21 protein-coding genes and 2 pseudogenes are annotated in these 25,076 nt (G+C 73.2%); 11 read left to right on the top strand and 12 right to left on the bottom strand.

All coding sequences use genetic code 11. The features are described 5' to 3' along the window. Nucleotides 1-80 precede the first annotated feature (80 nt). From MCM47_RS26200 to MCM47_RS26175, 5 genes are all read right to left on the bottom strand, one after another. Nucleotides 81-755 carry a cytochrome b/b6 domain-containing protein gene (locus MCM47_RS26200; RefSeq protein ID WP_374209208.1) on the bottom strand — a complete coding sequence of 225 codons (675 nt, stop codon included), beginning with the start codon at nucleotides 753-755 and terminating at the stop codon, nucleotides 81-83. After that, nucleotides 697-1,350: a molybdopterin-dependent oxidoreductase gene (locus tag MCM47_RS26195; RefSeq protein ID WP_238864382.1), complete on the bottom strand. Its 654-nt coding sequence runs from the start codon at nucleotides 1,348-1,350 to the stop codon at nucleotides 697-699. The genes MCM47_RS26200 and MCM47_RS26195 overlap by 59 nt, the downstream gene beginning before the upstream one ends. A 391-nt stretch (nucleotides 1,351-1,741) precedes the next feature. After that, nucleotides 1,742-2,332: a DM13 domain-containing protein gene (locus MCM47_RS26185; RefSeq protein WP_238864160.1), complete on the bottom strand. Its 591-nt coding sequence runs from the start codon at nucleotides 2,330-2,332 to the stop codon at nucleotides 1,742-1,744. 250 nt (nucleotides 2,333-2,582) lie between these two features. Next, entirely contained in the window at nucleotides 2,583-3,263 is a 681-nt protein-coding gene (locus MCM47_RS26180) for a Tat pathway signal sequence domain protein (protein WP_238864159.1), read from the bottom strand. A 397-nt stretch (nucleotides 3,264-3,660) separates the two neighbouring features. Beyond that, nucleotides 3,661-4,023 (bottom strand): hypothetical protein, encoded by a 363-nt coding sequence (locus tag MCM47_RS26175; RefSeq protein ID WP_238864158.1) that lies wholly within the window; start codon nucleotides 4,021-4,023, stop codon nucleotides 3,661-3,663. Nucleotides 4,024-4,325: 302 nt separating this feature from the next. Here MCM47_RS26175 and MCM47_RS26170 point away from each other — a divergent pair, with 302 nt between their 5' ends. Then, nucleotides 4,326-5,390, top strand: coding sequence for an ATP-binding protein (locus MCM47_RS26170; RefSeq protein ID WP_238864157.1), 1,065 nt, complete (start codon nucleotides 4,326-4,328; stop codon nucleotides 5,388-5,390). Next, nucleotides 5,387-7,171 (top strand): hypothetical protein, encoded by a 1,785-nt coding sequence (locus tag MCM47_RS26165; RefSeq protein ID WP_238864156.1) that lies wholly within the window; start codon nucleotides 5,387-5,389, stop codon nucleotides 7,169-7,171. Before MCM47_RS26170 ends, MCM47_RS26165 begins: the two co-directional genes overlap by 4 nt. A 75-nt stretch (nucleotides 7,172-7,246) precedes the next feature. On the opposite strand, the gene MCM47_RS26160 is transcribed toward MCM47_RS26165, so the two are convergent. After that, nucleotides 7,247-8,173 carry a RimK family alpha-L-glutamate ligase gene (locus tag MCM47_RS26160; protein ID WP_238864155.1) on the bottom strand — a complete coding sequence of 309 codons (927 nt, stop codon included), beginning with the start codon at nucleotides 8,171-8,173 and terminating at the stop codon, nucleotides 7,247-7,249. 518 nt (nucleotides 8,174-8,691) lie between these two features. Between MCM47_RS26160 and MCM47_RS26155 the strand changes: the two genes are divergently transcribed. The 5 genes and pseudogenes from MCM47_RS26155 (at nucleotide 8,692) to MCM47_RS26130 (ending at nucleotide 15,780) form a co-directional block, all read left to right on the top strand. Then, nucleotides 8,692-10,575 (top strand): amino acid transporter, encoded by a 1,884-nt coding sequence (locus MCM47_RS26155; protein ID WP_238864154.1) that lies wholly within the window; start codon nucleotides 8,692-8,694, stop codon nucleotides 10,573-10,575. Nucleotides 10,576-10,835: 260 nt separating this feature from the next. Next, nucleotides 10,836-13,339: pseudogene (locus tag MCM47_RS44085) on the top strand (DUF6185 family protein). 97 nt (nucleotides 13,340-13,436) lie between these two features. Further along, complete coding sequence (locus tag MCM47_RS26140) at nucleotides 13,437-13,874, top strand: GntR family transcriptional regulator (RefSeq protein ID WP_238864151.1); 438 nt, start codon at nucleotides 13,437-13,439, stop codon at nucleotides 13,872-13,874. Next, the gene (locus tag MCM47_RS26135) at nucleotides 13,871-14,800 is read left to right on the top strand and encodes an ATP-binding cassette domain-containing protein (RefSeq protein ID WP_238864150.1); all 930 of its coding nucleotides are present in this window, start codon (nucleotides 13,871-13,873) and stop codon (nucleotides 14,798-14,800) included. The genes MCM47_RS26140 and MCM47_RS26135 overlap by 4 nt, the downstream gene beginning before the upstream one ends. Next, nucleotides 14,797-15,780 (top strand): hypothetical protein, encoded by a 984-nt coding sequence (locus tag MCM47_RS26130; protein WP_238864149.1) that lies wholly within the window; start codon nucleotides 14,797-14,799, stop codon nucleotides 15,778-15,780. Before MCM47_RS26135 ends, MCM47_RS26130 begins: the two co-directional genes overlap by 4 nt. Nucleotides 15,781-15,867: 87 nt before the next feature. Here MCM47_RS26130 and MCM47_RS26125 read toward each other — a convergent pair. After that, a pseudogene (locus tag MCM47_RS26125) lies at nucleotides 15,868-16,242 on the bottom strand (SpoIIE family protein phosphatase); the annotation flags it as partial. A 64-nt stretch (nucleotides 16,243-16,306) separates the two neighbouring features. Then, nucleotides 16,307-16,789: a MarR family winged helix-turn-helix transcriptional regulator gene (locus tag MCM47_RS26120; protein WP_238864148.1), complete on the bottom strand. Its 483-nt coding sequence runs from the start codon at nucleotides 16,787-16,789 to the stop codon at nucleotides 16,307-16,309. A 110-nt stretch (nucleotides 16,790-16,899) separates the two neighbouring features. Between MCM47_RS26120 and MCM47_RS26115 the strand changes: the two genes are divergently transcribed. Further along, complete coding sequence (locus MCM47_RS26115) at nucleotides 16,900-17,745, top strand: SDR family oxidoreductase (protein ID WP_238864147.1); 846 nt, start codon at nucleotides 16,900-16,902, stop codon at nucleotides 17,743-17,745. 150 nt (nucleotides 17,746-17,895) lie between these two features. After that, a complete protein-coding gene (locus MCM47_RS26110; RefSeq protein WP_238864146.1) occupies nucleotides 17,896-19,107 on the top strand; it encodes an ROK family transcriptional regulator in 1,212 nt (403 codons plus the stop codon). Nucleotides 19,108-19,243: 136 nt separating this feature from the next. On the opposite strand, the gene MCM47_RS41885 is transcribed toward MCM47_RS26110, so the two are convergent. Continuing rightward, on the bottom strand, nucleotides 19,244-19,372 hold the full coding sequence (locus tag MCM47_RS41885) for a hypothetical protein (protein ID WP_255752816.1): 129 nt from the start codon (nucleotides 19,370-19,372) through the stop codon (nucleotides 19,244-19,246). A 471-nt stretch (nucleotides 19,373-19,843) separates the two neighbouring features. On the opposite strand from MCM47_RS41885, the gene MCM47_RS26105 reads away from it, so the two are divergent. Next, the gene (locus tag MCM47_RS26105) at nucleotides 19,844-20,854 is read left to right on the top strand and encodes a chitinase (RefSeq protein ID WP_238864145.1); all 1,011 of its coding nucleotides are present in this window, start codon (nucleotides 19,844-19,846) and stop codon (nucleotides 20,852-20,854) included. A gap of 70 nt (nucleotides 20,855-20,924) precedes the next feature. Here MCM47_RS26105 and MCM47_RS26100 read toward each other — a convergent pair whose 3' ends face one another. Together MCM47_RS26100 and MCM47_RS26095 are read right to left on the bottom strand one after the other, a co-directional pair. Then, nucleotides 20,925-22,478 carry an MFS transporter gene (locus MCM47_RS26100; protein WP_238864144.1) on the bottom strand — a complete coding sequence of 518 codons (1,554 nt, stop codon included), beginning with the start codon at nucleotides 22,476-22,478 and terminating at the stop codon, nucleotides 20,925-20,927. 233 nt (nucleotides 22,479-22,711) lie between these two features. Then, on the bottom strand, nucleotides 22,712-23,596 hold the full coding sequence (locus tag MCM47_RS26095) for an MBL fold metallo-hydrolase (protein ID WP_238864143.1): 885 nt from the start codon (nucleotides 23,594-23,596) through the stop codon (nucleotides 22,712-22,714). Between the two features lie 134 nt (nucleotides 23,597-23,730). Between MCM47_RS26095 and MCM47_RS26090 the strand changes: the two genes are divergently transcribed. Continuing rightward, nucleotides 23,731-24,159 (top strand): MarR family winged helix-turn-helix transcriptional regulator, encoded by a 429-nt coding sequence (locus MCM47_RS26090; protein ID WP_238864142.1) that lies wholly within the window; start codon nucleotides 23,731-23,733, stop codon nucleotides 24,157-24,159. 18 nt (nucleotides 24,160-24,177) lie between these two features. Here the strand turns inward: MCM47_RS26090 and MCM47_RS26085 are convergent, their stop codons facing one another. Further along, complete coding sequence (locus MCM47_RS26085; RefSeq protein ID WP_238864141.1) at nucleotides 24,178-24,867, bottom strand: transcriptional regulator; 690 nt, start codon at nucleotides 24,865-24,867, stop codon at nucleotides 24,178-24,180. Nucleotides 24,868-25,076 lie beyond the last annotated feature (209 nt).

Here is a 25,076-nt window from a genome sequence, read left to right as displayed (position 1 = left end):
CTGGCCGGTCCCGACCGGCCAGGGGCGGTACGCGGTGGCACCGGTCGGGACGGGGCCGGTCGGGACGGTACCGGACGGCGCTACGCCACGTCCGTGTCCACGTCCCCGGCCCGGCTCTCGGCCTCCCACTGCGGGTGCTCGCTCCGCGCCCAGGCGCGGCCCACCGTCCCCGTGCGCATGCCGCGCCGGGCCTCGGGATCGCGCACCGCCATCAGGACGTGTCCGGCGGTCACCACGAGGACGGCCGCCGCGAGCCAGTCGTGGACGAAGGTCGCGCCGGTCCGCCACGAGGGCGGACTCAGGTGAGTGAGCCACATCAGCAGGCCCGTGCCGATGGCCACCGGCATCGCCCCGAGGGTCCACTGCGCGTACAGCTTCTGCCCGGCGTTGAACTTCCCCGCCGGGCGGTCGGGCGTCCTCGTGCGGACCGCGCGCAGCCACGCGCGGTCCGCCGCGGTGAAGCGGCTCAGCCGGGACACGTCCGCCCGTACCGCCCGGAAGGCGAGGCCGAGCAGCAGCGGCACCGGCAGCGCGAGGCCGCACCACACGTGCACCGTGACGACCAGGCGCCGGCGCCCGACCAGTTCGGCCAACGGCGGCAGGTAGAGGCAGGCGGCGGTGGCCAGGCAGGTCAGCATCAGGGCGGCGGTGGCCCGGTGCACCCGGCGTTCGGCCCGGGTGAAGCGGAGCAGGCGGTCAGACGGTCGGGGCATCGTCACGTCCGTTCGACCGGCCCACCCAGGCGTCGACGTCATAGCCGTACTGCTCCCAGTAGCCCGGCTGCACCCCGTCGGTGACCGTGATCGAGGACAGCCACTTGGCCGACTTGTAGAAGTACATGGGGGCGACGTAGAGCCGTACCGGTCCGCCGTGGGAGTGGGAGATCGGCTGGTCCTGGAGCCTCAGCGCGACCAGGACGTCCTCGCGACGGGCCTGCTCCAGGGTGAGGCTCTCGGTGTACGCGCCGTCGAAGCAGCCGAAGCGCACCGCTCCGGCGCCGGGCCGCACGCCTGCGGCGTCCAGCAGGTGCGCCAGCGGCACGCCCTCGAACGGTGTGGCCGGCACCCGCCAGCCCGTCACGCACTGCACGTCCCGGACGAGTCGGCGCTGCGGCATCGCCCGGAGGTCGTCGAGGCGGTGGTTCGCCGGGCGCTCCACCAGTCCGTCGATGGTGAGGGTGTAGTCGTCGGGGCCCCTGTGCGGTACCGACGAGGCGACGGAGTAGTACCGGAACCCGCCGCCGGCCGGCAGCAAGCCGGTGAGGCCGGTCGGATCCTTGCCGGCCACGGCGTCCTGGGCCCGCTGGAGGTACGGGCCGGCCGCGACGCCCGCGACGCCGAGCCCGAGCATGCCGAGCACCACCCGGCGGCCGACCGGTGTGCCCTCGGGGTGTTTCGCAGTTCTGTCCACGGCTCGATTCGACCAGGACCGACCGGACCGCGGCCAGGGCCGGGGCGGTGCCGTCAGTCTTTCGTCATCTTCGGTCGCGCACCGCACCGTCCCGGGAGCGGTGTGTCATCTCCGGGCCGCCCGCCTCGGCTCTGGCCGGCGCGGCGCCGCTCGGCTCGTTCCGGCTCGGCTCGGCTCGGCGGCCGGACCGAGCCGAGCCGAGCCCGGCCGAGCCCGGCCGAGCCCGGCCGAGCCCGGCCGAGCCCGGCCGAGCCCGGCCGAGCCCGGCCGAGCCCGGCCGAGCCCGGCCGAGCCCGGCCGGGCCAGGCGGGCGTCGGCCGAGGAGAGCCGGTCAGACCGCGGCGAGATCGGCCGCTCCGAAGGTGACGGAGAACCGCTGGCACCAGATGACGGTGCTGTGGAAGGCGGTGACGTCGGTGCCGGCGGGGACGGCGTAGTTCTGGTTGCCGTGGTTGCCCTTGAGCTTGCCGAGTTCGAGAGGCTTGTCGCCGAGGTCGTCCCGGCGGGACCGGTCGGCGGGCAGCGTCGAGAGGTAGACCCGGACGTCGGGTCCCTCCGAGGTGTCGAGGCCTTCCAGCCGCAGCACGGCGGAGCCGTCTGCGAGGCGGACGAGACGCGCGGTGCCGGTGGTGGTGTGCTCGCCGGACCGGAAGCCGCCGCGCGCGAGGTCGACGGGCCCCGCCGGGGCGGGCGTGGCCGCGGCGGCGGTGGCGGAGCCCGGCGCGGCGCTGGCCGGGGGTGCCGGGGCGGTGGACATGGCGGCCGCGGGGGCGGGAAGCGCTTCATCCACGGTGGTGTTCGTGAAGGCCTTCCAGGGTTGGAAGACGTAGAGGCCGAGTCCGGCACCGAGCAGGACGAGTACGGCCGCGGCTGCGAGCGCGGGGCGGAGGATCCGGCCGGAGCGGCGAGGGGTGTCGGACATCATGGGCTCCCGTGGGCAGTGGTGGCGCGTGTGTGGAAGCCAGAACTATCGCGGCGCGGCGACCGCTGACCAGGGAGATCGGCCCCTGGTCACAGACCCGTAAGGGTTCGGCCCCGCCTGCACGCGGCTGCACGCGCCTGCACGCCCTGCCCTGCCCGTTCCCCAGCACCGGATCGCCGGGCCCGCTGTCGCCGACGGTGCAGCAGCGGGCCCGGTGCTCTCCGGTCGAGGAACTCGGCCGCTCAGCGGCTCAGTTGACGTACACCGCGGGGCTTCCGGGCTGCGAGGTGTCGGTGACGGGGCCGTAGGTGGCGGAGAAGTAGCCGTCACCGGGGCAGAGGGCGGAGCCGCCGCTCTTGGCGAAGTGCTCGTTGCGGAAGGTCAGGCTGTGGGCGGCGTTGTCCGCGTTGCCGGTGAACTGGCCGCTGAGCTGGTAGGTGCACGTGATGGTGCCGAACCAGCTGTTGAGCACGGCGGTCGCCTGGATCGGCCCGGCGGCCCCACCGGTGAGGGTGACCGGGAGGCCGGCCGCGTCGTCGACGGCGACACCGTAGGGGAGGTTGCCGACGGTCAGGCTCCGGACGGAGGTGACCCCGGTGACGTTGCTGGTGCACGTCCCGAAGGTCAGCCCGGTGAGCGACTCGGTGGCGACGCCGGGCGCCGCGGGGTTGCTCACCGCCTTGGCCGAGAGCTGCGAGACGGCGCAGGTGACGCCGGTCGTACTGGTCGCGGTCGAGTAGAAGGTGGCGCGGGTGCCGGTGGCCAGCGGCGCGGCGAGCGAGTCGCCTGCGGCGACCGCGGTTCCGCCCGCGCTTCCGGTGGTCAGTACCGGGCCGGCGGCGGCGGGGCCGGCCGTCGCGGACGCGGGAACCGCGCCCACGGCGAGCGCGGCGACCGCGGCGGTGAGGGCAAGGTGGCGGCGAAGGCGCATGGGGGAAGCCTCTTCCTCGGTGAGGGGGGAACGAGAAGACGACCGTTCGCTGCTCCCGGTGGTGGGGGATCGGGGAGCTGACTACGTTGTAGAGCCGTGTCCATGCACCGTCAAGATTGTGCGCGGAACTTCCACCCCGGGCCCGCGCCGCTCCGCTCCGCTCCCTGAATGACGCACCATGCGCGCAGAGGTGACTTGACGTCAGATCCGCACCCGGGCATCGGCGATCGCCGGTCTGTGCGACCTTGCCGCCGGGGATCCGCGGCGCGATCGCCTCGCCGCCCGGCTGCCGCACGAATCCGGCCGATTCCCGAGCGATAGCGGTGGGCTCACACGAAAGGAGCGCGCCGGGCAGGGAACAGCCCGGCGCGCCCACGGATTTCGGCCCCGGGCCGCCTCAGTTGCCGCTGAAGACGATCAAGGACAGTGTCGCCCCGCCGATGGGCTTGGTGCACCCGTACCGGTTGAAGGGGTACTGGCGTCCCAACGTGTCCTGCACGTATCCCACATAGCTGCCCGAGCACGCATTCACGGCACCCTGGATGTTCATGGCGCCCACGTAGCCGCTGGCCTTGTTGCCGTCCCAGACGTAGCAGTAGGCGCCGCTCTTTCCGTTGACGACGTAGTTGACCTTGACGACGCTCGACAGGCTGCAGCTGGAGTTCACGACAAGGGCGTCGGCCGGGGTCGCGGCGATGAAGCCGGTGGCGGCGAGGCCGGCGGCTATTGCTCCGGTTGTCAGCTTGCGGACGAGTTGCATACGGACTCCTCGGCTCCGCTACCCGCTCCCTGCGGGCAGGCCCTGAACAGCTAACCACTCTCCTGTGCATGACAACAGGGGACATGCCGGGAACACGTCAAGGCTTCGGAGATCCACCGGCCGCCCGGCCGGGCCGCATCGAACTGGTGCTGCCCCCCCGCGCGATCTGCTGCCCCTGCTGGTCGGTCCGTCGTCCCAGCTGCCAAACCCCCGCGGGCGGGTGGGGGCGGAAAACCCGGTGCGGACGGGGTCGGTCGGGCCGCACACTGGCCGGGCATCCCCCTGAACCGAAGGAGCCCCACTTGCAGGGTGCCGTCACCGTGTCGCCGTCCCAGGCACCGGAGTTGTTGCTGGGTCTGGCCACCGTCCGCCCGGTCTTCCTGTGGGGAGCGCCCGGCATCGGGAAGTCCTCGCTGGTACGGGAGTTCGCCGACTCCCTGGGCCTGGAGTGCGTCAGCCTGATCGGCACCCAGCTGGCGCCGGAGGACCTGGTCGGCGTTCCGCAGATCACCGCGGACGGCCGCTCCCGGTTCTGTCCGCCGGAGACGATCGCCCGTGACGAGCCGTACTGCCTGTTCCTGGACGAGCTCAACGCGGCGACACCGGACGTGCAGAAGGCCTTCTACTCGCTGATCCTGGACCGCCGGATCGGCTCGTACGAGTTGCCGCCCGGCTCGATCGTGATCGGTGCCGGCAACCGGGCGACCGACGGCGCGCTGGCCCGCCCGATGGCGTCCGCGCTGGTCAACCGGCTGGTCCACGTCCATCTGCGGGCCAGCGCCGCCGACTGGCTGGCCTGGGCGGCCGGCAGCGGCATCCATCCCTGGGTGCTGGACCACCTCACCGACCGGCCGGACCACCTGTGGTCGGCGCCGCCGAAGTCGGAGGAGCCGTTCTCCACCCCGCGTGCCTGGCACATGCTCTCCGACGCCTTGCACTCCTTCGGCCCGACGCTGGAAGAGGAGACCCTCAAGGTGCTGGCGCACGGGCTGCTCACCCCGCAGCACGCGGTGGCGTTCTGCGGTTACGCCAAGATCGTCCGCAACGCCTACGGGCTGGACGCGATCATCAAGGGCGACGCCCGCTGGCCGAACCGCCTGGAGGACCGCGACCTGCTCTACTACCTGGCGGACGCCTTCCGCGGCCGCCTGGTCAAGGAGCTGCCGGCCCGCAAGGAGCACGTCTCGCCGCAGCTGAAGCAGACCGCGTTCCGGGCGAAGTCGCTGCTGGTGCAACTCGCCGAGATCTCGGTCGAGGTGGCGCAGACGGTGATCGCGGACGGCCCGGACGGCAACCCGGTGCTGCCTGCCTGGTTTCTGATCGAGGCGGCGCGGGACATGCCCCGGCTGGTCGAGGCCCGCCGGTGAAACCTGCCCCGGCCCGCCCCGACCCGGCCCGCCCCGACCCGGCCGCCGAGGCGTACGCGGACGGCCTGGCGATGCTGCGCGGCAACCACGCCCTCGCCTCGATCGACGCCCGGTTCTGCCGCGACCCCGACTGCGCCCTGACGCCCGAGGACGGCTGGGCAGTGGTCGACTCGGCCGGCTACGTGCACGTCAACGTCCGCCGCCGGGCCGAACCCGCCGAGTGGGCCTGGGTGTTGGCGCACTGCCTGTTGCACCTGGGCTTCGGCCACGTGCCCGCCGCCGGTACCCCGCGCAAGGCCGGCGACGCGTACGAGCTGGCCGCCCGTTGCGCGGTGGTCAACCGCTTCCTGTCCTCCTTCTCGATCGGTCGGGCACCCTTCGCCCTGCCGCCGGCGGTGAGCGGCGACGAGGAGGAGCTGGCCGCCCGCTGGCGCCGGGACGGTCTGCCCCGGATCCCCGGTGCCGCCGGGCGCGGCGGCGACCAGGCGCTGGTCTCCCACCACCCGCACTGGGCGCCGGAGGACTGGACGGTCGGCTTCGCCGCCGCGCTCACCCGCACCATGTCCGCCGCGATGGACGTGGCCGGCGGGCGCCGCGAGGAGGTGACCGGTGACCGGCTCCCGGAACGGCCGTGGACCCGTGCGCTCAACTGGTTCATCTCCTCCTACCCGCTGCTCGGCGGCATCGCGGCCGGCATGACGCTGGTCGCCGACGCCGAACTCGCCCGTGCCCAGGGCATCTCGGTCGCCGCGGTCAACGCCGGGTCCGGAGAGATCTACCTCAACCCGCTGCGCCGTCACAGCGACGAGGAGTGGCGATTCATCCTCGGCCACGAGATGCTGCACGCCGCGCTCAAGCACTCCGAACGGTGCGGCGCCCGCGACCCGTACCTGTTCAACGTGGCCGCCGACTACGTGATCAACGGCTGGCTGGTCGAGATGGGCATCGGCGAGATGCCCGAAGGATTGCTGCACGACCCGCAGTTGAAGGGCCTGTCGGCGGAGGAGGTCTACGACCGGATCGTCCGCGACCGGCGCCGGCTGCGCCGGCTGGCCACTCTGGCCGGGAAGGGCCGGCCGGACGTCCTGGGGGAACCGCTCGGGGCGCCGCGCGACTACGTCGACCTGGACGACTTCTACCGGCGCGGACTGCAACAGGGCTTCGAGCTGCACCAGCGCGAACGAGGTCTGCTGCCGGCCGGGTTGGTGGAGGAGATCCGGGCGCTGGCCCATCCGCCACTGCCCTGGGACGCTCAACTGGCCCGCTGGTTCGACGAGTTCGTCCCCTCGCCGATGGCCGTGCGGAGCTATGCCCGGCCGTCCCGGCGGCAGGCCTCCACCCCGGACATCCCGCGCGCCGGACGGCACTTCCCGCCCGAGGAGGTGGCCCGCTGTACCTTCGGTGTCGTCCTCGACACCTCGGGCTCGATGAGCCGCACCCTGCTGGGCAAGGCGCTCGGCGCGATCGCCTCGTACGCCGCCGCCCGGGACGTCCCGGCGGCCCGGGTCGTGTACTGCGACGCCGCGCCGCACGACGCGGGGTTCCTGCCGGTGGACGACATCGCCGGACGGGTCCGGGTACGCGGGCGCGGCGGCACCGTGCTGCAGCCCGGCGTCGACCTGCTGGAGCGGGCCGAGGACTTCCCGCCCGGCGCTCCGGTCCTGGTGATCACGGACGGGGAGTGCGACGTGCTGCGGGTGCGGCGGGAGCACGCGTACCTCGTCCCGCACGGCGCCGGGCTGCCGTTCACGCCGCGCGGGCCGGTGTTCCGGATGCGCTGACCCGACCGGCCGGGGCGGGTTCGACCGGACGGCGCCGGCCGGGGGGTGCCGGCCGGCGGGTGCGGCGTGCGGGGGTCAGACGGCGGACGCCGCGGCGGCGGCGAGGTCGAGGTGAGCCTGGACATAGGGCACGGCCAGGCCCTCCAGCGCCCCGCTCGCGCCGAACGCCGGGTGGACGTTGATCTCGAAGACCCCCCCGCCGCTCTCGGCGGCCAGGTCGAGGCCGGCGTACGGGAGGCCGACGGCCTCCGCGGCTGCGGCGGCCAACGCGTGGAGGTGGCCGGGGAGGGCGTCGGGGGGCAGCGGGGTGGAGGTGGCGCCCTGGGCGACGTTGCACGGCGCGTCGGAGTCCGGCTGGACGTGCTCGGCCACCAAGATCACCCGTCCCTGCAGCACCACGACCCGGTACTGGTGGCGCAGGCCGTCGGGGTTGTAGTTGCGGGCGTCGCTGGTCAGCAGCCAGCGCTGCCCCGCGGCCGCGTAGCGTCGCGCCGCCTGCCGGAGCACGGCCTCGTCGGTGACGTGGAAGACGTCCTGGCCGCCCATCCCCGACACGGGGCGCGCCCACACGTCGCCGCCCAGTTCGGTGAAGGCGTCCAGCACCGCCGCCTCCCCGGCGTCGGGCGGGAGGCAGAGCGACGGCATCTGCGCGACGCCGGCCGCCGCGAACGCCTTCACCATCGCCTCCTTGTCGCTGGCGGTCCGCCAGGCGCCGGCGCCGGTGCCGAGGCACGGCACTCCGGAGCGGGCCAGCACGTCCTGGAGCGGCTCCAACGCGGGACGACCGGCCGGCGGTATCTCGTAGACGACGACGGCGGCCGGGTCCACCACCCGCACGCCGTCGGCTTCGAGGACCAGCCGGTCCGCCACGATCTCCGCCCGGCCGGGCCCGGACGCGGTGAAGTCCCGCGCGTCCAGGCATATCGGATCGGACCCGGTCAGGCGGAGCACGGCCTGGGCCAGCGCCGCCCGGCTCCCCTCGGTCTCGCCCTGATCGGTCATCAGTACTACTGCATCCGTGAACACGGGCACATCAAACCGGCTCGACCCGCGATTGATCAAAACGCCCGATCAGCACCCCCGATCCGCGCCTCCGATCGGCACCCCCGATCCGCGCTCCCGACCAACGCGCCCCCGACCAACGCGCCCCCGGTTCCCGCGGGGCCGGGCGGGGCCGGGTACCGGCCGTGACGGGACCGGGCGGATGGCGGGCGCCGGGCGGACCGGGGCTCCGAGGGCCGCGGGGCCGGTCCCGCGGCGGCGCAGGCCGATGGCGCAGACGGGCGGAGGGACGGACGGGCCGGGCAGGCGGGCCGGGCAGGCGGACCTCCGTCCGCCGGGGCGGTACCGGGCGCGGGGCCGAACAGGTGCTCGCGTACCCTGTCGCCTTGCCATCGGGCCTGGTGGCGCACGGGGAGCGACTCGGACAGGAGCACAGGGTGAGTTCGGCTGACACGGGGGCGATACCTTCGGCGCGCGGCGGGAGATTCCGCGCGTGGCTGCTCGAAGGCCTCTCCGACATGGCGAAGCAGCATCCGGGCCCGCACGCCCAGACGCCGGTCGAGCACAAGGGCGCCCGGTGGTGGCGGGTGATGTGCCTGACCGGTCTGGACTACTTCTCCACGCTCGGCTACCAGCCGGGCATCGCCGCCCTGGCGGCCGGTCTGCTCTCCCCGATCGCGACCATCGTGCTGGTGATCGTCACCCTGGCGGGCGCACTGCCGGTCTACCGGCGGGTGGCCAAGGAGAGCCCGCACGGCGAGGGCTCGATCGCCATGCTGGAGCGGCTGCTGTCGTTCTGGCAGGGCAAGCTCTTCGTCCTCGCGCTGCTGGGCTTCGCGGCGACCGACTTCATGATCACCATCACCCTCTCGGCCGCCGACGCCACCGCGCACCTGGTGGAGAACCCGCACCTGAGCAGCGCACTGTCGGGCAAGCAGGTGTTGATCACGCTGCTGCTGGTCGCCCTGCTCGGCGGCGTGTTCCTCAAGGGCTTCAGCGAGGCGATGGGTCTGGCGGTGGCGCTCGTCGGCGTCTATCTCGCGCTGAACGTCGTCGTGGTGGTGAACGGCCTCTGGCACGTCCTGCAGGCCCCGCACGTCGTGACCGACTGGTCGGACGCGCTGACCGCCGAGCACGGCAACGTCTTCGTGATGATCGGCGTCGCCCTGGTGGTGTTCCCCAAGCTGGCCCTGGGCCTCTCCGGCTTCGAGACCGGCGTCGCCGTGATGCCGCACGTGGAGGGCGACCCGGACGACACCGAGGAGAAGCCCACCGGCCGCATCCGCGGAACGCGGAAGCTGCTCACCACGGCCGCGCTGATCATGAGCGCGTTCCTGATCACCACCAGCTTCATCACCACCCTGCTGATCCCCAAGGAGGCGTTCGAGCCCGGTGGGGAGGCGAACGGGCGGGCGCTCGCGTACCTGGCCCACGAGAACCTGGGCAGCGCCTTCGGCAGCGTCTACGACCTCTCGACCATCCTGATCCTCTGGTTCGCCGGCGCCTCGGCGATGGCCGGCATGCTCAACCTGCTGCCCCGCTACCTGCCCCGCTACGGCATGGCGCCGCACTGGGCGCGGGCCGTGCGGCCGATGGTGATCGTGCTGACCCTGATCGGCTTCCTGGTCACCTGGATCTTCGACGCCGACGTGGACGCCCAGGGCGGCGCGTACGCCACCGGCGTGCTGGTCCTGATCAGCTCCGCCGCCATCGCGGTGACCATCGCCGCCCACAAGGCCCGCCAGCGCAACTGGACCGTCGGCTTCGCCCTGATCGCCGCGGTGTTCCTCTACACCACCGCGATCAACATCGCCGAACGCCCAGACGGCGTGAAGATCGGCGCCTGCTTCATCGCCGGCATCATCCTCGTCTCGCTGCTCTCCCGGCTGCGCCGGGCCTTCGAACTGCGGGTCACCGACGTCACCTTCGACGAGGCGGCCGAGCGCTTCATCCGCGACTACACGCACCGGCCGTTGCGCCTGATCGCCAACGAGCCGAGCAGCCGCGACCTCGCGGAGTACCAGGAGAAGAAGCGCCAGATCCGCGCTGACAACGACATCCCGGCCGAGGACGACCTGGTCTTCGTCGAGGTGACGGTCCGCGACCCGTCCGAGTTCGAGGCGGCGCTGACGGTTCGCGGCGAGGTGCTGCACGGCCGCTACCGCGTGCTGTCCCTGGAGCACTCCAGCGTGCCGAACGCCCTCGGCGCCCTGCTCCTGTCGATCCGTGACCGTACCGGGGAACAGCCGCACATCTACTTCGAGTGGACCGAGGGCAACCCGTTCGCCCAGTTCTTCCGGTTCTTCCTGCTCGGGCAGGGCGAGGTCGCCCCGGTCACCCGCGAGGTGCTGCGGGAGGCCGAGCCCGACCGCTCGCGCCGCCCCCGCGTCCACGTGGGGTAGGACGCCGCTCCCGGGGATCGGCCCGGGGCGGACCGGCGGTCGTCGCCGGTCCGCCCCGGGCGCCGGTGTGAGGCGCCTACCGCGTGCTGCCGACCCGGCACCGTGATCCCCCTTCGGCCCGACGCCGCCTTGCGGGTGATCTCTGCGCCCCGACCGGCCGGTCGAGGGGGTGACCCGCGCCCCGCCGGGTGCAGACTTCGCTCCGAATCCTGTCTGGTTCGTGCAAGATCTGAACTGGGGGGCGAGTCATACCAAGGTTCGTGAAGCACCTCTCCGTGCAGGCGTGGGGATGCCTGGCGATTCTCGCCGCACTTCTGTCCGTCTCCGCGCGCCCGGCCGCGGCGGCCGACGAGGACCGGTGCGAGGTCCAGCAGCTGGCAGCGGCCCGGGTCACGGCTTCCATCGCCCTGGACCACCGGGATCTCACCTACGTACGGGCCCGCTCGGTGATGACGATCGAGGTCCCCCAGGAGTGGAAGTACGCCGCCGACCTGAAGCTGAGCGTGGCATCGGACGAGTACCGCCGGGCCATGCGGTGCCTCGTCCGGCAGCAGGGGGAGTTCTCCACGACGCGCTACGACGAGTGGATTCCGCGGCACCCCAGGGTGACGGCAGCCGGAAACACCACCACCGTCCACTACGAAGCGTTCTCGTGGCTCGACCGAGGCGACTTCTACTACGTCGGCCCCTGGAGGATCGAGACGCAGGGGGCACACTGGGGAGTGACCCTCGAACGGCCCAGCGCCCTCCAGGCGGCGTGGTGGAAGCGCGTCGAGGTCGACCCCAACGGAATCGACGTGACGCGGCTGCGCGTCGCCCCGTCCGAGAGCGACTCCGAAACCCTCGCGTGGGTCACTCCGTCGGGGTCGCCGGCTCCCGCGGTGGAGGTGTACCTGCTTCCACCGTGGCAGCAGGCGCTGGCGGCGCGTGCGAACGACTCGCCGTGGCGGGAGCTCAGCAGCTTCGGTGGTCTCGCCTGGTGGTTGGGCGTTTCACTGCTCGCCGTCGTCCTGGCACGACGGGCGTTCCTCGCGTCCGGCGCGGTGGCGGGGAGATCCGCCAGCCTCACGCTCATGCACTGGGGCGGCGTCAGCGCGGCTACCGCCGTCCTGCTGGTCGGGGTGTCGGGGCTGACGCTGGGGGAGCCGGGTGACGGTAGGGACGATTCCCTCCTCTGTCTCGCAGTGGGGTGGCTGCTGGTACTCCTCGCCAGGCCCACCGCTGCGACACTGCTGGCCGTCTCGGTGGCCGGCGTCGAGGCGTTCCTGGTGGTCCGTGCACCGCAGCTCTTCGGGCTGCCGCCGGAGCTCTTCTCCGGATCCGCCGCGATCGACGGCCGCGCTCTCCTGACCATCACGCTCGTGGGGACGGTCGTACTCTGGATCTGGCTGGTGGGGATCGCGGCCTGGGCCTCACGGATGTTCCGCAGCGGGTCCGTGGACGGGGGGCCGTCCCGCCGTCGCGGTGGACCTTCGGACTCCTGCCCGTGTCCGTAGCCGTCATCGGCTGCTACGTGTGGGCGACCGAACGGGACTGGCAGCGCGCGTCCTGGCTGCACGAGAGACTGAGCCCGACCTACGGCCCCGACCACCTCGGGGCCCTGGGGCGGGATCTCGACTGGCTGCCCCGCGAGGTCCCGACGTGGGCGTACTTCCACTGGTCGTGGGTGCTGACGGGACTTGCCGTCGCAGCCGTCCTGAGGGCCTGTCCGAGTGCGTCCTCGACCTGGTTGGAGCCGGGGCGCCGCGACAAGCTCCTGATCGCGCTCTTCTTCGCGGCCGTGGTCGCCCTCGAGCTGGGGTGGTATGCGGCGAACAGCCTTCTCGAACCGCTGTGGCTCCTGTTCAACATCGCTGTCATCCTGCTCCTGCTCAAGGCGGGGAAGCGGTATTCGGTGCTTCGCCAGCGCCTACTGGGCGATCGGCCCGGTCCGATCCGGTGTTGCCTCGGTCCGGACGACCGGGACGGACTCGTGACCCGCGCCCGGTGCTATCGGGAACTGCATTCCCAGCTGCGCCATGCGGACCAGAGCAAGTCGGACGAATCCGGGAAGAGCAGGAGCGACCTCGAACGCGAGTTGCTGGATCTGCAGCGATGGCCTGCCGACCCGACCGACGACTCCGCCCGCACGTCGTTTCCTCCCCAGGTGACGCCCGTGGACGTCGCACTGAGTCTCGGCCCGCGCGACAACTGGTGGGACAACGGCCGCCGTGCAGCCATCCTGGCGAGCGTGGTGGGGATTCCCGCGAGCGGAATCATGGTGTGGGAGGACTACGTCAAGGGGAGCGCGTGGACGACGACCCTCTACACCTACCTCGGTCTGCCGAGTCTCGTGGTCTCGTTCCTCGCCTGGCAGGTGACCTGGGCCGGTGCGGGGTTCACCCTGGGCGTTCTCTGGCGCTCGCTGCCCGGACGCCGTGGACCGGCGAGGGCGCTCGGCCTGGGAACCGCGTTCGCGCTGCCCGTCGCGATCGACATCCTGGTCCGACACCTGCTCGACCAGCCGCCCGGGAACACCGCCGTGGCGGCGTCGCTGATGCTCCTCGTGCTGACGCTGACCAGCCTGCAGATGGACATCGACACGTTTCACAGCGAGCGGCAGTACTGGCCGACCCGGGTGGGCCTGCTGTTCTCCCTCTACCAGATGCGCGCCTTCTCGGTCCAGGTCGCCTACCTGGTGGCACAGATCGTCGCCATGCTGACGATCTGGCAGTTCTTCAGCAGCGGCGCCGGCCACCCTCCCAAGAGCTCGGACAACCCCTGACCCCGCGCCCGCCCCGGAGCGACGAAGCGTCTCGGCTGCGACCCTTTGCCCTTTCTTGGGTTGACGATCAGTCACACACCTACTTCACTCATTAACTATGGAAGTAGATAAACCAGAGCAGGAATCCTGCCCCATCGAGTTCCGTCTGGATCCGGCCTCCGGTGTTCCGACCTACCTGCAACTGGTGCAGCAGGTCGAACAGGCTCTCCGGCTCGCGTGGTTGAAGGAAGGGGACCAGCTGCCCCGGGTGCGCGAGGTGGTCGCGGGGCTGGCGATCAACCCCAACACCGTGCTCAAGGCGTACCGCGAGCTCGAACACCGAGGGATCGCCGTCGGCCGGCGTGGTCAGGGCACGTTCGTTCGCGGTCTGCCCGCGGGCGTCGTGCCACTGCGCGAACGGGCCGCGCTGCGAAGCGGATTGCTCGACTGGATGCGCACCGCGCGGGGGGCCGGGCTGGACGAGGAGGGGATGGCCGCGGTGTTCGAGGACGCACTGCGCGACCTGCGGAGCGGGGACGACGGGGTGGTGGCGTGAGGGCGCCGGACACGGTGATCGACTGTGGCGGGCTGGGCAAGCGCTACCGTCGCTCATGGGCGCTGCGGGACTGCCATCTGGCCGTCCCGTCCGGGCGCGTGGTGGCGCTGGTGGGCCCGAACGGCGCCGGCAAGTCGACGCTGCTCAACCTGGCCGCCGGGCTGACCGCCCCGTCCGAGGGGAGACTGAGGGTGCTGGGCGGTGAACTTCCCGGATCTCCTGGGGCGTTGGACCGGATCGGCTTCGTCGCGCAGAATGCTGCGCTCTACCCCGGCCTCACCGTAAGTGAGTTGCTGCGGATCGGCCGTGGCTTGAACCGCCGCTGGGACGAGGCCCGTGCCCGTACCCATCTGGACGGCCTCGGCATCCCGCTGGACAGCCGCTACGGCCGCCTCTCCGGCGGTCAGCAGGCCCAGGTCTCGCTCTCCCTGGCTCTCGCCAAGCGTCCGGAACTCCTGCTGCTGGACGAACCGTTGGCCGCTCTCGACCCGCTGGCCCGGCACGACTTCATGGCCGTGCTGCTGACCGCCGTCGCCGAGGACGGCCTGTCGGTGCTGTTCTCCTCGCACGCCGTCGCCGAGCTGGAGCAGACCTGCGACTACCTGGTGGTGCTGGTCGGCGGCCGGGTCCAGGTCAGCGGCGAGGTGGACGACCTGCTGGCCGGCCACCGGATGCTCACCGGCCCCACCGCCGAGGCCGACGCGGTCGCCGCCGCACTCCCGGTCGTCCGCGACCGGCGGGCCGGCGTCCAGTCGCACCTGTTGGTGCGCACCGGCGGCGCGGACGCCCCGGTCGGCGGCAGCTGGCGCCAGCAGCGTGTCGGTCTGGAGGAGCTGGTGCTCTCCTACCTGCGCGAACCCGCCGCATCCGCACTCCCCGGCCCCAGCGGGGCCGTCCGTCGATCCGAGAGGGTGCTGCAGTCGTGAGCGCTGTTGCCGCCGCTTCCTCCCCTTCCTCCGCCGCGTACCGGGCGGGCGTCCTTCAGGCGTCCTGGCTGCGCCACCGCTCCGCCCTACTGACCCTGCTGGGGGTGCTCACCGGTACGGCCGTGCTGCTGGTGGCCACCGGGTGGTACGTCCGCACGGGCTTCGAGGACTCCGGAGCCGCGAGCTGCGACCCGGGTGCCGAGGCCTGCGCCCGGGCCTGGAAGGCCTTCCTGCGCGAGTACGGTACGCCGATCCGGGTGGGTGCGGCGCTGCTGCCACTCCTTGGTGGCGCGCTCGGCGCCTTCACCGGCGGGCCCCTGCTGGCGCGCGACTTCGAGCACGGCACGTTCCGGTTCGCCTGGACCCAGGGGGCCGGCCGGGCCCGCTGGACGGCGGCCGGACTGGCTCTGGGCGGTGGGCTGCTGGGGATCGGGGCGGCGTTGCTCGGTCTGCTGCTGGCCTGGTGGAGCGAGCCTGCCGAGCGGCAGTGGGGCCGGTTCAGCCCGGCCGTCTTCGCGCAGAGCGCGCCCTCACTGGTCGGCCGGTCGCTGCTCGCGTTCGGGGTCGCGGCGCTGGCGGGCGCCGTGCTGCGACGGACGGTGGTCTCGGTCGGGGTCGGCCTGGTGGTCTCGCTGGTGGCCTCCTACGCCGGGGAGGCGCTGCGGTTCCACTACCTGCCTCCGGTGGAGGGGGTCGCGCACTCCTTGCTGGAGCCGGCCGCGGACCAGCGCTGGATCGGGAGCGCGTGGTTCGCCGACCCGTCCGGCCGCCGCCTCACGGATGACGAGTTCTACCGACTCGGCCACGGGTTCGATGAGCTGGAGCGGTTGGTTCGGGACGGCGGCTACTCGGTGCACCAGGTGTACCAGCCGGGCGAGCGCTACTGGCCGTTCCAGCTTGTCGAGTCGGGCTGGATGGCAGCGGTGGGGATCGCCTCCTGCGCCGGGGCGGTCTGGTGGATACGCCGCCGGGCGGCCTGAGGCCCATCCGGAGGCCCGCTGGTCGGCACCCCGTCGGAGCGGTGGCACCGACGTCGGCCCCGGGCGATCCGTCCCGGGGCCGGGCGGTCAGCGGAGGGCGCCTCGTAGGGGTGCGCCCTCCGGGCGGGGGCGTGGGCGGGCGGCGAGGACGGCGATGTCGTCCTCGGCGCCCGGCGCGGACGGGCCCGTCGGGGCGAGGGCGTGCAGGACGGCGTCGAGCAGATCGTCCAGCTCGCCCTCCGCGGGGAGCCGGAGCGCCGCGAGGCGTTCGAGGGAGACGTCGATGTCCTCGTCGCGCCGCTCCACCAGCCCGTCGGTGTACATCAGGAGCGTCTCACCGACGTGCAGGTCGACGGCCGTCTGCTCGTAGCCGCCGAGCCCGGTGCCGAGCGGCGGACCGGTGGGGATCCGCAGCAGTTCGGTGGGCCGTCCGGTGGCGATCAGGGCGGCCGGCAGGTGGCCGGCGCTGGAGAGCGGGCGCGGGCGCGGGCACGGGTACGAATGGGTGGGGCGGTCGTGGGCGGGTTCAGCCCCTGGCGGCCGGTCCCTCCTGGGGGCGAGGCTGCTTGAGCTTGGCCCAGACGGTCTCCAGGGCGGCGATGTCGGCCTCGTCGAGCCGGTCGTCGAACACCTCGGCGAGGGCGGCGCGCCGGGTGGCGTCGGCCTCGGCGAAAGCCCGGCGGCCGTCCGCGGTGAGGGCGATCCGCACCGAGCGGGCGTCGACGGGGGAGGGGGCGCGCTCGACCAGGCCGCGGGCCCGGAGAGCGTCGACCACCCGGGAGACCTGGCTGCGGCTGAGCAGCGTCTTGGCGCCGAGGTCGGAGGCGGCCACCGGTTCGTCCTGGCCGTTCAACCAGAGCATCACCTCGAACCAGGACAGCGGGAGGTCGTGCGCCCTGGTGAGGGCCTGGTCGACCAGGGCGCTGAGCGTGGTGCCCGCCCAGACCAGGCCGTAGAACGCGTGGTCGCGGGTGCTCAGCTCGCCCAGGGTGAGATCGGTGCGCGCCATGCCGAGCACTCTACCTGTTTGCGTGTGCGTGCACGCATTGCCTATGGTGTGTGTGCACGCACATGGTGTGTGTGCACACACGCAACCCCTCGCATCCCTCGGGAGCCCCCATGGCCACCACCCGTGTCGTCCTGATCACCGGCACCTCCTCCGGCATCGGCCTCGCGGCCGCCGTGGCCGCCGCCCGCGCCGGCCACCACGTCATCGCCACCATGCGCGACACCGGCCGAGCCGGCGCCCTGCGCGCGGCGGCCGCCGAGGCCGGCGTCGCCGAGCGGGTGGAGGTCGCCCGGCTGGACGTCACCGACGCCGCCTCCGTCGCCGAGTGCCTGGACGCGGTGGTGGCCCGCTACGGCCGGCTCGACGCCGTCGTCAACAACGCCGGCGCCGGCTACGTCGGCACCGTCGAGCAGGACGGCCTCGACCCGGTCCGCGCCACGATGGAGGTCAACTTCTTCGGCGTGGTCGACGTGACCCGGGCGGCGCTGCCCCACCTGCGGGCGAGCGGCGGCCGGCTGATCACCGTCACCAGCGTCGGCGGCGTCATCGGCCAGCCCTTCAACGAGGCCTACTGCGCGGCCAAGTTCGCCGTCGAGGGATTCATGGAGTCGCTCGCCCCGGTCGCCGCGAGCGTCGGCGTCCACGTCGCCGTCGTCGAACCGGGCGCGGTGTCCAGCGAGTTCATCGGCAACCAGGGCATCGACCTGCCTGCGCTGCTCGAAGCGGCCGGCCCGTACGCCCCCGCCCTCAAGGCCTACGTCGACCGCACCCTGGCCGCCTTCGGTCAGGCGCAGACCCCGCAGGAGGCCGCCGAGCCGATCGTCGAGGCCCTCACCACCGAGCGCCCGCCGTTCCGCGTCCAGACCTCCGACCGCGCCCGCGCCTTCGTCGGCACCAAGCTCGCCGACCTCGACGGCTCGGCCGTCCAGCACCTCACCGGCTCCTGGGTTGCCTGACGGCTGACGGCTGACGGCTGACGGCGGCGGGCCGGTCACCCCGGGCCATCGCACCCGCCTGCCAGGTTGACAAGCGGTCATACTGGGCGGTGCCCAGGGCGGGCGCCGACGGGGGCGCCCCGCACAGCGCCCGAGACCGGAGGACACCCGATGAGCCGCCACCTGCCGACCGCAGTTCCGCCGGGCGCGTCACCGGCGCAGCCGTGGAACCGGCAGCGGCTGCGCAGCAACAACGAGTGGTTGCTGCTCGAACTGCTGCGCACCGGCGGTCCGTCCTCGCGCGCCCAGCTCGCCCGGGACACCGGGCTCTCCAAGCCCACCGTCTCCGCCGCGCTGGCCGCACTGGAGCAGGCCGGGCTGGTCCGCGAGGCGGGCCGGTTCGTCCCCGAGCGCGGGCGCACGGCCGTGCTCTACGAGCCGGATCCGGCCGCCGGCCACGTGCTCGGGGTCGACATCGGCCGGGCCCGGCTGCGGGTGGCGGTCGCCGACCTCACCGGGCGGATCGTCGCCCGCCGGGACGTCCCCAACAAGGGCCGCTCGGCCAACGCCGTCGCCGACGCCGTGGTCGCCGCCGCCCGGGAGACCACCGCCGAAGCGGGCCTGGCCGCCCGTGAGATCGTCCACGCCGTAATCGGCACCCCCGGGGTCTGGGACGAGCAGCGGCGCGGCGTCCGCTACGCCACCAACCTGCCGGGCTGGGGCAGACGCGGGCTGTTCGACCGGATCGCGGCCGGTCTGGAGACGGAGATCACCGTCGGCAACGACGCCAACCTCGCCGCGCACGGCGAGTTCACCCTGGGCGCCGGCCGGGGCAGCCGGATGTTCGCCTACCTGCTGGTCGGCACCGGCCTCGGCGTCGGCGTGGTCAAGGACGGCGAACTGCTCTCCGGCGCCCACGGCGCGGCGGGCGAGGTCGGCCTCGTCCCGCTGCCCGCCCGGCCGGACGGCGAACCGGGCGGCACCCTCGAACAGACGGCCGCGGCCGACGCGGTGGTCCGCACCGCGCTGGAACTCGGGATGGGCGGCCCGCTGACGGCCAAGCAGGTCTTCGATGCCGCCCGCGGCGGCGACCCGCGCGCCGCCGGGGCCGTGCAGCGGGCCGCCGAACAGCTCGCCTACGCGGTCGCGGTCCTGTCGGCCGTCCTGGACCCGGACCTGGTCGTCCTCGGCGGCGGCATCGGCAACAGCGCGGACCTCCTGCTGGAGCCGCTGGAGCGGGCCCTGCACCGCCTCACCCCGCTGCGGCCCAGGCTGGCCCCGAGCGAGTTGGGCGAGGAGGTCGTCCTGCTCGGCGCCGTCGCGACCGCGCTGGACATCGCCCGCCCCGAGGTCTTCGAACGGCGCAGCGCCCTGGCGAACTGAGCCGTCCCCGGGAACCGGGCGGACCGGGCGGACCGGGCGGACCGGGCGGCCCCGGTGGACCGAGCGCGGCTGCCCCTCCCCGGGCCGGGGGAGGGGCAGCCGCGCTGTGCTGCGCCGGGGTGGTGCTCCGCCGCCGCTACGGGCAGCTGATGAGGGTGTCGCCGGCGGTGGAGGTGCAGCTGTCGAAGCCGGGGCCGCCGATCAGGGTGTCGGCGCCGCCGGTGCCGGCGAGGGTGTCCGCGTTGGCGGTGCGATGATCGTGCAACCGTGGGCGTTGTTCACGGTGGTGGTCGCCGTGGCGGTGTTGTCGGCCGGGACGGGGTCGGCCTGGGCGTCGCCGACGGTCGCGGTGTCCGAGACGGTGCAGCCCGCACCGGGTGCTGCCGGCGCGGGGGCGGCGCGTCGAGCCGCGGGTGGCGAAGTTGTCACCGCCTGACGACAGATCAGTCTTCTGTGCGAGTGCCGGAATTCAGCCCGGGGCGGCTGACATGGGGTGCGGCGGCGGATTCACCGGTAGCTGTCGCACCCGGGGTGGGGTCCGTTGACGCCCCGGGGGAGTGGAGGAGTCGTGCCGGATGGGAAGATTGGGAAACTTTCCTAACGAAAGTCATTGACCGTGCGGCCCGTGGCCCCGATTCTGTAGGCGTCCGGGGTGGCCGCCGCCGTCCACCGCGGTACCGTCCCGTCTCCCCTGATCCGCCGTCACCGCGTGGCGGATCGGCGAAAGTGAGTTGACATGCGCACGTCTGTCGTAGCCCGCCTCGCCACCCCGCTGCTGGCCGCAGTCCTCGGTCCGGCCGCCCTGCTGGCCGCACCGGTCCAGGCGGCGGCCCTCCCCGCCCCCGCCGCCGCGGCCGCCGTGCCCGGGATGGCCGCCGCGCCCTACGAGTACCTCGGCTGGGGCAACCCGCAGAAGCCCACCGACGTGATGAAGGCGACCGGGGTGAAGTGGTTCACCCTCGCGTTCATCCTCTCCGACGGCGGCTGCAACCCGAAGTGGGACGGCAGCCGGCCGCTGACCGGCGGCTCCGACGCGGCCGCCATCGCGTCGATCCGGGCCGCCGGCGGGGACGTCATGGTGTCCGTCGGCGGCTGGAGCGGCAACAAGCTCGGTGAGAAGTGCTCCAGCGCGAGCGCGCTGGCCGGCGCCTACCAGAAGGTGATCGACGCCTACAAGCTCAGGGCGCTGGACATCGACATCGAGAACACCGAGTTCGCCGACGCGACGGTCCGCCAGCGGGTGGTCGACGCCCTGAAGATCGTCAAGAGCAGGAACCCGGGCATCGTCACCTACGTCACCCTGGGCACCACCCCGACCGGCCCGGACGCCAACGGCAAGGACCTGATCAAGCGCGGCGCCGCGGCCGGTCTGGCGAACGACGGCTGGGTGGTCATGCCGTTCGACTTCGGCGGTCACAGCGGGAGCATGGGCCAGGCCACGGTCAGCGCCCTCAACGGCCTGAAGGCCGCGGTGAAGAGCGCCTACGGCTACAGCGACGACGCCGCCTACCGGCACATCGGCGTCTCCTCCATGAACGGCAGGACGGACGAGGCCGGCGAGACGGTCACCACGGCCGACTTCCGCACCATCCTCGGCTACGCGCAGCAGCACCACCTGGCCCGGTTCGCGTTCTGGGCGGTCAACCGCGACCGCGCCTGCGGCTCCGGCACGGACGCGGATGCCTGCAGCGGCGTCGCGCAGTCCCCGTACGAGTTCACCAAGATCGTGGCGCAGTACCAGGGCTGAGTGCGCGCGTCGGCGGGGCGGCCGGTGCGTCGGCGGGGCGGCCGGTGCGGCGCGGGGGGTGCGTCCGCGCCTACGCCGGCCGCCCCTCGACCGCCGGCTGTCCGTCGATCGCCGCCTCCCGGTCGATCTCGTCCTCCCGGACGAGCCAGAGCGCGAGCGCCGCGCCGACCAGGCTCACCAGGCCGCCGAGCAGCAGCACGACGTTGAGACCGTCCAGGAACCCGGCCCGGGCGGCGGCCTGCGCGGCGTCCCGGGCGGGTTCGGGCAGGGCGGCGAGCGCCTGCGGCAGGCTGCCCGAGGAGGTGGCCTCGATCAGCTCCCGCGGACGGGCGCCCTCGGCGAGCGGCGTACCCGCCGTCAGCTCGCGGACCCTGTCGGCGCCCCGGCCGACGAAGATCGCCCCCCAGACGGCGATGCCGACCGCGATCCCGACCTGCCGGAAGGTGTCGTTGATGCCGGCCGCCATGCCGCTGTTCTCCTTGGGCACCACGCTCACCGCGACGTCGGCGATCACCGGGTTGATCAGGCCGACGCCCGCGCCGGCGACCAGGAAGCCCGCCAGCAGGCCGGTCCACGAGTCGTCGGGTTGGATGTCGCCCATCAGCAGCATGCCCGCGCCGACGGCGACGAGACCTGCGCAGAGCATCAGCCGGGCCTGCACCCGGGAGAGCATGAGGCCGGCGACGGGCGCCACGACGAAGCTCAGCGCCGTGATCGGCAGGTACCGCACACCGGCCGCGAACGGCGAGAGCCCCAGGTAGTTCTGCAGGTAGAGCGTCAGATAGAGGAAGAGCGCGAAGAGCGAACTGGAGACGGCGAACGCGGCCAGCTGCACCCCGGTGAAAGCGTGCCGGCGGAACAGCCCGAGCGGCAGCATCGGCTCGGGGACGCGGCGTTCGACCACCACGAAGACGCCCAGCAGAACGACCGCGCCCACGAACAGCGAGACGATCAGGGCGCTGCCCCAGCCCTCGGCGTTGCCGCGCACCAGGGCCAGTACGAGCAGGAAGAGTGCGCAGCTGAAGGAGGCGACCCCGGCCCAGTCGATCCGGGTGGCGGCGGGATCGCGGCTCTCGTTCACCCTGAGGGCGGTGACGACCAGCGCCGCCGCGCCGATCGGCAGGTTGAGGTAGAAGATCCACTCCCAGCCGAGCGAGTCGGTGAGCGCCCCGCCGACCAGCGGGCCCACCGCCACGGCCACGCCGATCGTCGCCCCGTAGATGCCCATCGCGGTGCCGCGCTCGCGCCCGGGCGGGAACTCCTGCGCGACCAGGGCGAGGGAGACGGCGAACATCACCGCGCCGCCGACGCCCTGGATCGCGCGGGAGACGTTGAGGAACACCGGGTTCGGCGCCAGTGCGCAGAGCAGCGACGCGCCGGAGAAGATGACCAGGCCGGCGGCGAAGGACCGGCGCCGGCCGAGCCGGTCGGCCAGCGAACCGGCCGTCAGCACCAGGGCGGCGAGGGAGAGCGCGTAGGCGTCGAACACCCACTGGAGGTCGGTGAAGCTCGCGCCGAGGTCCTCCCGGATCGACGGCAGGGCGACGTTGACCACGGTGATGTCGAGCAGCAGCATGAAGGTCGCGACCGAGACGGCGATGAGTGTCCACCACTTGCGTTGCACGGCAGCGGGTCTCCTTCGGCGGTGGGGCGCCCGGCCCGGCGGCCGGAGGTCGGCCGCGACGTCACCGACCGTACGCAACGCCGGGTGCGGAGCGGGGCGGACCCGGCCGGACGCGCCGCGGGAGGCCCTGTCCGGCGGACGCCGCGCCGCCTCGGGCCGACCGACCCGTAGCCCCGCCGGACCGGGCGATCGGCTGGGACGCCGTCGCCCGGTCGACGAGGTCCACCCGCCGCTCAGGCGTCCACGGGTCGCCAGGCGGGCCCGTCCGCGTCCTGCTGTACGCGTCCGAACACCACGTCGGCGAAGTGGACGCCGAAGCCGATCGTGTCGGGCTCCGCCAGCTCGGCGACGAGGCGGCGGCGGTGGTCGGCGGTCCGGGCCCGGTCGTGGTCGAAGGCCGCGGACCACGCGGGGTGGTCGATCTGGAGGGGCGAGTGCACGGCGTCGCCGAAGGCGATCAGGCGGCGTCCACCCCCGGTGATGACGTACTCGGCGTGCCCTACGGTGTGGCCGGGGGTGATCCGCACGCGCACGCCGGGGAAGATCTCCTGCCCGTCGGCGATCGTACGAACGCGCGGGGCGAGGGCGGCGACCTGCTCGGTCATGCCCTGCTCCTCCAGGATGTCCCGCCGCTCCCACTCCGACTCGGAGATCAGGTACTCGGCGCGGGTGAACACGGGCCGGTCACCGCCGGGTGCGGGATGGCAGGCCCAGCCAAGGTGATCGACGTGGAGGTGGGTGAAGGCCACCGCCTCGATGTCCTCGGGGCTCCGGCCGAGCTCGGCCAGGCTGTGCGGGAGCGCACCGCCGTGGATCACACCGACCGGGCCTTCCGGCATCTCCAGCGTCTGCGGGCCGAAGCCCGCGTCGATCAGCAGCGCCCGGTCGCCGTGCTCCACCAGCAGGCTGCCGATGCTTCCCACGAGGTGGCCGGTGGCGTCCAGGTACTCCGGGTGCGCCGCCCAGACCTCCTCGCTGGTGTCCTGGAGCAGGTCGAGCGGCCGGAGCCGCACGTCGCCGTCCGGTACGTACGACACCTTGGTGTCGCCCAGCCGTATCGAGCGGATTCCCGCAGGTCGGCGCAGTCGCTCGTTCTGGTTCACCGTCACGTCGGTCATGAGTCCTCTCCCCTTGTGCGCCGCCGGCGGCACGGCGCCGCGCTCTTCACGGCCACGGCGGCCACCATAATCATCAAGCTTGAATCATTCAAGCTAGAAATATGCTGGCTTGATGGAGTTGCTAGACTGGCGGCATGCCGACGTCCCCGGAGTCACAGGCCATCGCCGAGCGACAGCTGTGCGGGCTGGTGAACGGGCTGGCCCAGCGGATCGCCGAGCACGTCCGGGAGCGTGCCGCCACCCTGGGCCTCACCTCGGCCCAGGCGACCGCACTGCGGGAGATGAGCGGGCCGATGACCATGCGGGAGCTCGCCGAGCGGATGTGCTGCGAGCCCTCCAACGCCACCTTCGTGGTCGACAGGCTGGAGAAGCAGCGCCTGGTCGAGCGCCGTCCGCACCCCACCGACCGGCGCGCCAAGCACCTCGTCCTCACGGCCGAGGGCGCCGCACTGCGGGAACGTCTTCTCGGACTCCTCGCCCTGGACTCCCCGCTGTCCACCCTCACCGCCGAGGACCAGCGCGTCCTGCACGGGCTCCTGGAGCAGGTCGTCACGGGTTCGTGAGGCTCCGGCGCCCGGGGTTCAGCGGCCGGGGCGGGCGGCCCGGCCGGTGACGGTCCGGGCGGCGGCCAGTGACTCCCAGAACAGCTGCTCGTACGCCTGCAGGAGGGTGCCGTACTCGCGGGCGGTGGCGAAGTCGTTGCCGCCCGGGGATTCCGGGGCGAGGGCGTCCGCGGCCTGCTCCTCCAGGGCGTCGGCCGGCCGGGCGAAGAAGTCGAAGAAGGCGCAGGCCTCGTCGGAGAAGCCGTAGTGGCGGCGGAGCCCGTCGGCGACGGCGGCGCAGTAGCCGCCCCAGGCGGTGAAGTTGGCGACCATCGCGACCACGACGGCGGCCGGTCGGCCGTTGAGCGCGAGCCAGGCCAGGTAGGCGGGGTAGGCCTGGCAGCCGGGCAGTGGTGGACGGGCGGCGGTCTCGTCCGGGCCCAGCCCGCAGGCGGCGGCGAGCGCCGGCAGGGTGCGCAGGGCCGCGCTCTCGCCGTCGGCGAGGCCGGCGAACCAGGCGCCGAGCGGCCGGTCGGCGCACCGGGTGGCGAGTAGCAGCAGGCTGCGGCGGTCGGAGACGATGATCCGCTGCTGCTGGGCGGCGAGTTCGGCGAGCGCGCCGAGCGGGGCCTCGCCCGAGGCGACGGCCCGGACCAGCGCCGGCTGGTCGCCGTTCGGAGCCAACTCGCTTCGGAGTGCGTGGAGTCGTGCGGCGATGTGCTGGTCCACCGTGCGCCTGTCCTTGCCGTTGCCGTGTTCCGCCCCCGGCTGTCATTCCTACCCCGGTTCGCCGACGGCGCGGCGCCGACCCGCCGTCCGGGCGGCGGCGGGTCGGCGGGGTCGGCAGCCCGGCGTACCGGCGGGGGCCTGCTCAGGGCCTCCGGCCCGGGATCGACGCCCGTGCCGAGTGCCGAGCCGGCCGGCCGACGCGCCACCCC

The organism is Kitasatospora sp. A2-31 (genome assembly GCF_022288725.1).
Taxonomy (GTDB): Bacteria; Actinomycetota; Actinomycetes; order Streptomycetales; family Streptomycetaceae; genus Kitasatospora.
This window is presented reverse-complemented; position numbering and strand designations above follow the sequence as displayed.